General features: G+C 67.9%; 9 protein-coding genes. 5 read left to right on the forward strand and 4 right to left on the reverse strand.

The genetic code is table 11. The annotated features are described in order from the left end of the window. Positions 1-140: 140 nt before the first annotated feature. A complete protein-coding gene (locus VFE83_RS15500; RefSeq protein ID WP_324907770.1) occupies positions 141-1,496 on the reverse strand; it encodes a hypothetical protein in 1,356 nt (451 codons plus the stop codon). Positions 1,497-1,663: 167 nt separating this feature from the next. Beyond that, positions 1,664-4,525 (reverse strand): TonB-dependent receptor, encoded by a 2,862-nt coding sequence (locus VFE83_RS15505; protein WP_324907772.1) that lies wholly within the window; start codon positions 4,523-4,525, stop codon positions 1,664-1,666. 197 nt (positions 4,526-4,722) lie between these two features. On the opposite strand from VFE83_RS15505, the gene VFE83_RS15510 reads away from it, so the two are divergent. The 3 genes from VFE83_RS15510 (at position 4,723) to VFE83_RS15520 (ending at position 6,908) form a co-directional block, all read left to right on the forward strand. After that, positions 4,723-5,733: a sugar kinase gene (locus VFE83_RS15510; protein WP_324907774.1), complete on the forward strand. Its 1,011-nt coding sequence runs from the start codon at positions 4,723-4,725 to the stop codon at positions 5,731-5,733. After that, positions 5,720-6,355, forward strand: a complete 636-nt coding sequence (gene eda / locus VFE83_RS15515; RefSeq protein ID WP_324907776.1) for a bifunctional 4-hydroxy-2-oxoglutarate aldolase/2-dehydro-3-deoxy-phosphogluconate aldolase — start codon at positions 5,720-5,722, stop codon at positions 6,353-6,355. Before VFE83_RS15510 ends, eda begins: the two co-directional genes overlap by 14 nt. A gap of 169 nt (positions 6,356-6,524) precedes the next feature. Beyond that, complete coding sequence (locus tag VFE83_RS15520; protein ID WP_324907778.1) at positions 6,525-6,908, forward strand: HU family DNA-binding protein; 384 nt, start codon at positions 6,525-6,527, stop codon at positions 6,906-6,908. A 144-nt stretch (positions 6,909-7,052) separates the two neighbouring features. On the opposite strand, the gene VFE83_RS15525 is transcribed toward VFE83_RS15520, so the two are convergent. Both VFE83_RS15525 and VFE83_RS15530 read right to left on the reverse strand, forming a co-directional pair. Then, positions 7,053-7,670, reverse strand: a complete 618-nt coding sequence (locus VFE83_RS15525) for a nucleotidyltransferase family protein (protein WP_324907780.1) — start codon at positions 7,668-7,670, stop codon at positions 7,053-7,055. Beyond that, positions 7,667-8,671, reverse strand: coding sequence for an XdhC family protein (locus VFE83_RS15530; RefSeq protein WP_324907782.1), 1,005 nt, complete (start codon positions 8,669-8,671; stop codon positions 7,667-7,669). The genes VFE83_RS15525 and VFE83_RS15530 overlap by 4 nt, the downstream gene beginning before the upstream one ends. Positions 8,672-8,933: 262 nt before the next feature. Between VFE83_RS15530 and VFE83_RS15535 the strand changes: the two genes are divergently transcribed. After that, the gene (locus tag VFE83_RS15535; protein ID WP_324907784.1) at positions 8,934-9,389 is read left to right on the forward strand and encodes a (2Fe-2S)-binding protein; all 456 of its coding nucleotides are present in this window, start codon (positions 8,934-8,936) and stop codon (positions 9,387-9,389) included. 2 nt (positions 9,390-9,391) lie between these two features. Continuing rightward, the coding region (locus VFE83_RS19530) for a twin-arginine translocation signal domain-containing protein (protein ID WP_414674766.1) at positions 9,392-9,489 on the forward strand (98 nt) is incomplete at its 3' end.

Below are 9,489 nucleotides of genomic sequence, written 5' to 3' on the forward strand. Positions count from 1 at the left end.
TGATGGCCGTCACGGGTTCGAACCTGGATCGATTGATCGCGAATTGCCGGCGCTGCCGGCGCCGTTCGCCGTTCGACACCGTTCGCCCGGCACAGGCGGTCGAGTGCGTAGACCCGACCGCCCGTACCCGTCAATCAGCGTTACCTGACCGCGCCGGCGCCCAGCCACACCATCACCGGCACCAGGCCGGTTGGGGCAATCGGTCCGTGCAGCGTCGGCGTCCAGTTCACCGTTGGCGTCAGAGTGTCCCCGTTGACGGCGTTGAACTCGGCCACCGGATCCACGGCGCTGCGGCGTGTCACGCCGTTGAGCAGCGTGCCTTCGGCATGGATCGACGTGCCGTTGAAGCGTTCGATGAACAGATCGGGCGTGACCGCTTCCCCGACGCGGAAGTGGTTGTTCTGCGCGTATATCTGCGACTCGATGCCCACGCCCCAGCTGTAGCCGTATCGTGTGGCGGCCGCCTCGTCGCTGATGCGGTAGTGGTTGTTGTACAGGTGCACCTGGCCGAAGCGGACGCGTGGTGCGCGCTGGCCCACGTCGTTGAACAGGTTGTGGTGCAGCGTCAGCCGCAGCTTGCCGCGGTCGGCGACGGCGCTGTCGGAAGAACCCACCAGCATCGTCTTGTCGTGGTTCTCGAAGCGGTTCCACGAGATCGTGACCAGGTCCGATTCGTTGGTCACGTCGAGCAGCCCGTCGTGCATCTGGTACAGGCGCCCGAAATAGGTGGGCAGGGTTTCGTCGGCGGTGGTGCGGTCGCGGAACGTGTTGTGGTCCACCCACACGTGGGTGGCGTTGCGTACCGACAGGTTGTCGTAGGCCGCGTTCCAGTTGCCGAGCGAACCATCGGTGGGCGACCACTGCGGGAAGCAGTCCACCGTGTCCTCCAGCACCAGGTTGCGCACGATGACGTTCATCGGTGTGTTGCCCGATGTCGAACCGGGCCGGACGTCCAGCCACGCGCCGCGCAGGCCCGCGCCGCGTCTCACGCCGACGATGGTCGTGTTGGCCGGAATACGGATGCGCACGCGCGCTGCCTGCGCTGCCGCCGAGGCGACGCGTGCGCGTTCCAGCGGGCCGCTCGGATTGGTGCGTCCCCACGTCGCCGGGTCGTAGGCGGCGAGGAATGCATCGAGCGAATAGGGCGTACCTGTCTGCGGATCCGGCCGTGCGTAGTCTTCGCAGGCCAGGGGCTTGCCGTCGGCATCGACGTTGGCATCGATCACGCCGGCGATGCGGATGATCTTGGGCGTCGCGTCGGGAAAGTTGAGGGCGGCGACCAGCGCGTTGCGGTCGCTTACGGTGAACGCGTGCGCGGCGTCGGCGTCGCTGCCGCCGGTGGTGCCGTTCGGCAGCGCCGGTGTCGGCAGCGAGGCCCAGCCGTCTCCGTCGGGCAGGGTGCCGCGCTCCAGGAAAGGTATTCCGCCGGCGACCGCCTGGCCGCACAGCGGTGCTGCAATCAACAGGGACCAACAGGCGATACGGACGGCACTCATCAGGTCACTCCTTCTCGTCGAGAGGAACGAAAAGGCGGGACCGCTGGACGGTCCCGCCGCTGAAAGCCTTCGTAATGCGTTTGCCGGGTGGTGCTTTCGGATGTTCCGGGAAAAAGCGGCTGCGGGGGACGAGAGCGTGGGAGAGACGTCCCGCGCGCAGCCGGGGTTCAGAACTTGTAGCGCGCTCCGAGGAAGTACTGGCGGCCGGTATGGTGGTAGACCGATGCGCGGTCGCCGACCGAGTCCACCCACTGGTCCTGGAACTCGTCCGTGAGGTTCAGGCCTTCCAGCGTGATCTCGAAATGCTCGTTGATCTTGTAGGAAGCCGACATGTCGAGAGTCAGCGTCTCCGAAGTTCCCTCGACATCGTTGTTGTTGCGTCCCGGCACCGTGGTGAGGTAGTCATCGCGGTACGCGGCGGAGATGCGCGCGCCGAACTTCTCGCCCTCGTAGTAGAGCGTGGCGTTGTAGGCGTTCTTCGACAGGCCGGTGAGGTCGGTACGCAGCGAAGTCGCGCCTGCGGCGGTCATGTACTGGATCTTCGAATCGACGTACGTGTAGTTCAGCTGCACGCCGAAGTCGCTCCAGAAGCCGGGCAGGAACACGAACGGCTGCTGGTAGGTGAACTCCAGGCCCTTGAGCGGACCGCCCGGGGTGTTGAGCGGAATGTTGAACTGGAAGTCGTCGTTGACCGTGGCGGTGGTGCCGGCCAGCAGTTCGGCCGGAAGCCCGGAGGTGTAATAGGGCCGCGTCTCGCGCGAGGTCTGCACGAAGCTGTCGATGTCCTTGTAGAACAGGCCCAGCGCCAACAGCGATTCCTCGGCGAAGTACCACTCGAAACTCAGATCGGCTGTCTTGGCGCGGAACGGATCCAGCAGCGGATTGCCACCATTGACCACGCGATTGCCGCCGGACACGTTGACCGTCACGCCCGGCGTCAGGAAGCCCAGGCCCGGACGCGCCATCACCTTGGCGGCGGCGAAGCGGATCAGGAAGTCGGGCGTGACATCGGCCACCAGCGTGAAGGAGGGCAGCGTGTCGTCGTACGTGCGTCGAACCGTGGTCAGCACCGGCGTGCCGCCGACGATGGCATAGCCGGTGGAGATCTGCGAGGTATCCACCTGGCGCACGCCGATGTTGCCGCTCAGCGGCATGCTGCCGATCTGAGTGGTGAAATCGCCCTGCAGCCAGAAGCCCTGGTCGCGTTCCTCGACGCTGCGGTTGTTGCCCAGCACGCTCGCGACCTGGTTGCTGACGGCGAAGGTGCCGGTGTTGCTGTAGATGTTGAACAGGCGATTGAATGCATCGATGTCCGGGATCAGCCAGCGGCCGTCGCCGACGCCGCCGATGTCCTCCAGGCCCATCTGCCGGGTGAGATCGGCCATGTTCGTACCGGCAGGCAGCGCCGGAACGGTCGTTTCGGAAGCGCGACGGTATTCGCTGGTCCGGAAGGTGTATTCCTTGAACTGGCCGCCGCCCTTGAGGCGGAAGGCGTCCGTCAGTTGCCAGGCGAAGCCGATCTGCCCGTTGTCGATGGTGTTGTCCGCGTACTGCGGGCGCAGGCGGATTTCCGACACGCCATTGATGAAGGCCCATTGCGCCGGATCGTTCACGTCGAAGCCGTTGGTGATCACCGGCAGGCGATCATCGTTGCGGTAGTCGTAGACGTAGCCCTGCGCGTTGGTGCGATCCAGTGTGATGGTGGTCTGGATCGGGTTCTCGAATTCCGACTTCGCGCGGCCCGCCTGGAAATTCAGCGTGAACTCGTCGGTCAGCTGGTGGTCGGCGTAGAAGTTGAACTGCGTGAACTTGGTTTCCAGTTCGTCGTACCGCGCTTCCGAACGCACGTCCACGTTGTTGAAGCGGCCGTAGACCAGGTTGCCGCGTCCGTCGACTTCGCTCTCCACCACCACCGTTTCCGGCTTGCCGCTGGCGCCCGCGGCGCGGCAGGCGGCACCCGGGGCGCCGGCAGCGCAGGCGCCGCGGCTGAACGACAGGCCGTTGAGGAAGTTCTCGGTGCGCGTGGCGTCCAGGTCGGCATACATCACGTCCAGGCCCATCGACGTGCGGTCGGTGGGGTCGAACTGCAGCGACGCGGTGACGCCCAGGCGTTCCTGCTCGTGCTCGAGCACGCCATAGCGCGGGATGCGCGGATGGAAGGTGGCTGCGTTCTCCACCGACGGCGTGCCGGCAAAGCCGCCGCTGCTGGTGCCGTTGTCCCAGCGCACGGTGCTGTGGCCTTCCTCGAGCAGGCGGCGCTTGGTGTAGGCGACCGACAGCAGCGCGCCGAACCGGTTGTCGGCCCAGGTATTGCTGACCAGCATGGTCGCGCGCGGATCCAGGTCGCCGGCCAGGTCGTTGTAGCCCAGCTGCGCGCCGGTGACGAAGGTGAAGCCGTCGTAATCGAACGGACGCGCCGTCTGCAGGTCGACCGTGGCGCCCAGCGAGCCTTCCTCTACCTCGGCCGACGTCGTCTTGCGCACCGTGATGCTGTTGAACAGTTCCGAGGCGAAGACGTTGAAGTCGAAACCGCGGCCGCGGTTGGCGCCGCCGGAACTGTCGGTACCGCCGGTGGTGGTCAGCGCCTCCATGCCGTTGATGCGCACGCGGGTGAACTGGGCGTCCAGGCCACGCACGGAAATGTTGCGGCCTTCGCCCGCATCACGCGCGATGGAAACGCCGGGAATGCGCTGCAGCGATTCGGCCAGGTTCAGATCCGGAAAGTCGGCGATGTCCTCGGCGACGATGGCATCGACCACGCCGACCTCGCTGCGCTTCTTGTCCAGCGCCCGTTCCAGGCTCCCCCGGAAGCCCGTCACCACGACGGTGTCCAGTTCGGTCGGCTGCTCGTTGCTGGTGGCCGTGCCCTGCGTGGCCTGCGCGGACGTCGCCGTCGTGGCGGGCGTGCTGGCGGCGGGTGCGGGCGTCTCCTGCGCAGAGGCGGCCAGTGCGCTCAGTTGCAGTGCCAGCCCGATCGATGCGGCTAGCAAGGTAACCGGTGTCTTTTTTGCGACATGCTGAAATTGCATAGGTTCCCCTCCCATGTGGCATGTACAGCTTGTAAGGTGCTTGTTGACTGGGTTGCGGCGCTTGCTATCGTGATCCGGCGGCGTCAATGACACCGATGGTCAAAACCCTAGCAAAGGCCGTGGCCGATGGCATGCTGCGGTGCGCCATCGGGATCGGGCACCATAAGAAAGGGGTCACCACAGTGCGGGGAGCGGGTGTGAGTCAACGGATAGTGAGTTTTGGTGAGCTGCTGTTGCGCCTGTCGGCGCCCTGCCGCGAGCGCATGCTGCAGAGCCCGCGCCTGGACGTCCATGTCGGCGGGGCGGAAGCCAACGTGGCGGTGATGCTGGCCCGCTTGGGCCACGACGCGGCCATGGTGTCCACCGTCGCCGACAATGCGCTGGGCGAGACCGCCGTGGGCGAGCTGCGCCGGCATGGCGTGGACACGCGCCACGTGCGCCGCGCCGACGGCCGCATGGGCCTGTACTTCCTGGTGCACGGCGCCATGCAGCGGCCCAGCGAAGTGTTGTACGACCGCGCCGACTCGGCCTTCGTGCGCAACGTGGACTACGACTGGGACGCCTTGCTCGATGGCGCCCAATGGCTACACCTGTCCGGTGTCAGTCCGGCGCTGGGCGCCGCCACCGCGCAGGCGACCATCGATGCCGCGCGCGCCGCGCGCCGCCTGGGCGTGAAGGTGTCCTTCGACGGCAACTTCCGCGGCAAGCTCTGGCAGGCCTGGGATGGCGATGCCGCGGGCATCCTGCGCCAGATCTTCGCCGAGGCCGACCTGGTGTTTGCCGACCATCGCGACATCGCCGTCGTGCTAGGCGAGCGCGTGTCGTCCGAGGGCGAACAAGCCGTGGCCGAGGCCGCCACGCGCGCCTTCGCCGCCTTCCCCAACCTGCGCTGGATGGCCTGCACGCTGCGCACGCAGCACAGTGTCGACCGGCATACGCTGTCGGCGGTGATGGTGGAGCGCGACGGCACGCGTCGCCGCGCGCCGGACTACGCGCTGGAAGGCATCGTCGACCGCATCGGCACGGGCGATGCGTTCGCCGCGGGCGTGCTGCACGGGCTGATCACCGAGATGTCCGTGAACGAGCGCCTGCACTTCGGCCTGGGCGCGGCCTGCCTCAAGCATTCGATCCCGGGCGATTTCTGCATCGCCTCGGCCGCGGAGATTTCCGACCTGATCTCGCAGGCGGGTTTCCATGTCCGCCGTTGACGCGCAGGCACTGCTGGCCGGCCATCGCATCATCCCGGTGTACACGCCGGGCGCCGTGGACGAGGCGGTGTCGGTGGCGCGCGCGCTGCTTGCCGGCGGCATCGGCGCCATCGAGATCACGCTGCGCACCGACGTGGCCATGGACGCCGTCGCCGCGGTTGCGAGCCAAGTGCCGCAGATGCAGGTCGGCGCGGGCACCGTGCTGGACGTGGAACAGATGCGCCGCGTGCAGCAGGCCGGCGCTGCGTTCGCCGTATCGCCGGGCTGTTCGCGCGAACTGCTCGAAGCGGCCGTGGCATTGCGCATGGCCTACCTGCCCGGCGTGGCGACCGGCAGCGAAGTCATGGCCGCGCTCGCCACGGGGCATCGGCTGCTCAAGCTGTTTCCAGCGCAGGCGATCAACGCGCTGGAACTGCTGGCGGCCTGGCGCGGCCCGTTCGCGCAGGCGCGCTTCTGCCCCACCGGCGGCATCGATGCGACGCTGGCGCGCGAGTACCTTCGCCAGCCCAACGTCGCCTGCCTGGGCGGCTCCTGGCTGACGCCCGCCGATGCGGTGCAGGCCGGCGACTGGATGCGCATCGAGCGCCTCGCACGCGAAGCATCGGCGCTGCCGGATCGCTGACCGCACGTCGGCCGGCGGCGCCTTCAACCCCGCGACAGACCCGAACACGGCAAATTTCGCGGCTTTTTAGGCCGATACCACTTGGCGCGGCGATTTGCTTGCCCTACATTCCGCCTGCCTACCTGCGGTTTCCAGGCACCCATCAACCATCGAGTACTACGAGACACATATGGCGAAGACGAAGAAAGTGGCAAAGAAAGCCGCGCCGAAGAAGGCCGCTGCCAAGCCGGCCGCTCCGAAGCCGATCAAGGAAGCGCTGTCGAAGTCGGGCCTGGTGGCGCACATCGCCGAATCCACCGGCGTCGTCGCCCGCGACGTGCGTTCCGTCCTGGCTGCTCTGGAAGGCGCCGTCCACGCGTCGATCAGCAAGAAGGGCGCTGGTGCCTTCACCCTGCCGGGCCTGCTGAAGATCACCGCCGTCAACGTTCCGGCCAAGCCGAAGCGCAAGGGCATCAACCCGTTCACCAAGGAAGAGCAGTGGTTCGCTGCCAAGCCGGCCTCGGTGAAGGTCAAGGTCCGTCCGCTGAAGAAGCTGAAGGACGCTGCGGCCTGATGACCGCCCGGGATGCGGCGTGCGCAATGCCGCCGCATCCTTTCCGCGGCGCCGCGCACGCCGCATCGCAACACCTGCTGTTTAGCGCCGTTTCCTGACGTTCCTGGTTTCCGACTGCCGATCCGCTGCGCGCCGACTGCGCGTTCATCCCGCCGGATCGAGCCACCCGTTTTGCACCGCCTGCGCGACGTCCTGCGTCGTGTCGATGTCCAGCGCCAGTTCCGGCGCATGCAGGCGCCACACGCTCCGTAACGCGGTCAGTCGCCCGCCAAGTCCGCGGTCGCCGCCCAGGTTGCGTGCGCTTGCCAGCAACGACCGCGTGACCACGACCGGAATGCCCAAGCGTTCGCCATGGACCGTGGCCACGCACGCATCCGGCGAACGCGCGGCGCCCTGCAGCAATGCCTGAAGGTGGTGCGCCTCCAGCGCGGGCTGGTCGCAGGCGAGGATCAGCACGTGCCCGTTCGCCTCCGCAGAGCGCGCCTCCGCCAGCACCTGTGCGGCGCGCCGCAGGCTGCTGGCCATGCCTTCGTTCCATTGCGGATTGCGCACGCATTCCACGCCGGCCAGACCGGCGATGGCGCCTTCGACACTCATCGCATGCGCGCCGGTCACCACGACCAATCGCGACGGTGCGGTCTCCAGCGCGAGGCGCACCATGCGATGCACCAGGGTTTCGCCGCCACGCGTCAGCAGCTGTTTGGGCCGGCCCAGCCGGCGGCTGCCACCGGCGGCGAGCACGATCGCCGCGTGGCCGGTCACGCCGACACGCCGTGCAGATGGCGCTGCAGCTGCGCGGCGATGCTCAGCGCAATCGCCTCCGGTCCGGTGCCGCCCAGGTGCAGGCCGATGGGCGAATGCAGGCGTGGAAGCAGGACCTCGCGCGCGGCTGCGGTCAGCACGCGGAACAGGTCGTCGCGACGGCGCACGGGGCCGAGCAGGCCGACGAACCCGATAGGCGCCTGTGCAAGCGCGGCCAGGGCCTCGCGGTCGAGTTCGAAATGGTGGTGCATCACCAGCGCGGCATCGTGACGGCGCGTGCTGGCGGCCAGTGCCTGCGTCGGTGTCTCGTCCAGTGACGCGTCGGCGAACGCCGCGTGCATGCGCCAGCGCGGACGTCGCTCCACCAGCGTCACGTGCGCGCCCAGCGCGCGCAGCATCGGCAGCAGCACCGGCGTTTCCGGTCCCGCGCCGAGCACCAGGATCGATGGCATCGGCGCGATCGACAGCGGCCAGCGCGACGAGGCATCCGTCCATGGCGGCGTGGCGGCATCGAGCTGCCACGTCCCCTCGATGGAACCGATGCGCGCCTCGATGCGGCCATCGGCGTGCACGTGCATGACGAGCGTGCCAGCGCCGTCGCGCCAGGCCGCGACCATCGCCGGCCACGACGGCAGCGCGGGCAGCGGAACCAGCGCCAGGCGCAGGCGTCCGCGGCAGCCCACGGCCGAACCGGACAGCAGGTCCTCGTCCGAACGCGTGTCGATCTCCATCCACTCCGTGCGCCGCGCCTGCATCGCCTGCTGCGCGCGCTGCGCGATTTCCGGTTCGAGGCAGCCGCCGCTGAGCCAGCCGGTCTGTCCGCCGTGTTCGTCGAACAGTGCGAGCGCGCCGGCCCGGACGTAGGTCGAGCCGGACGTTTCCAGCACCACCGCCAGCGCTGCGTCGCCGGTTTCTGCTGCGGTCGACGCTTCCAGCACGGCGCGTGTCCCGCCGATGGGCAGGACGGTGTGGGAGGTCAAGCTGGCCGGCGGTCGGGTCATGACGGTGACGGGTCGATCGCGAGGAAGTGTCCTGCGATTGTGCAGGCACGATTATGTGGGCAGGGCCGCCGCGTTCCGTGATCGTCCGTGCGCGACGGAGGATCGGGCAAGGATCGCCGAGGAACGGGCTAGCGGTGCCGACACGTGCGCACCTATCGTCGATTGGCGGAGTCGCTTCGGCCCGCACCCCGACTTTCGTCACGTGGCGACAGCCGCGAGACCGGGAGTAGGCTCACCCGACCCAGCCGCCGCGAGGGATCCCATGAAGTTGCTTGTGAACGGCACCAAGCACGAAGTGGACGCGCCGCCCGACATGCCCCTGTTGTGGGTGCTGCGCGACCTGATGCACCTGACCGGCACCAAGTTCGGCTGCGGCATCGCGCAGTGCGGCGCGTGCACGGTGCACGTGGACGGCGCACCGCGACGCAGCTGCGTCACGCCGGTGTCGACCGTCGAAGGCAAATCCGTCACCACCATCGAAGGCCTGTCGAAGGACGGCACGCATCCGGTGCAGCGCGCCTGGGCGGAACTCGACGTGGTGCAGTGCGGCTACTGCCAGTCCGGCCAGATCATGGCCGCGGTCGCCCTGCTCCGGGCGAAGCCGAATCCGAGCGACGCCGACATCGACGCGGCGATGACCGGCAATCTCTGCCGGTGTGGAACGTACCAGCGCATCCGCAACGCCGTGCATCGCGCGGCCGAGCTGACGGAGGGTTGACCATGGAGCCCCGACAAGAGATCTCCCGGCGGTCTTTCCTCAAGAGCTCGGCGGTCGTGGGCGGCGGCCTCGTAGTGAGCTTCTTCATCCCCTCGGCGTT

The organism is Lysobacter sp. (assembly GCF_035655815.1).
Lineage (GTDB): Bacteria > Pseudomonadota > Gammaproteobacteria > Xanthomonadales > Xanthomonadaceae > Lysobacter_J.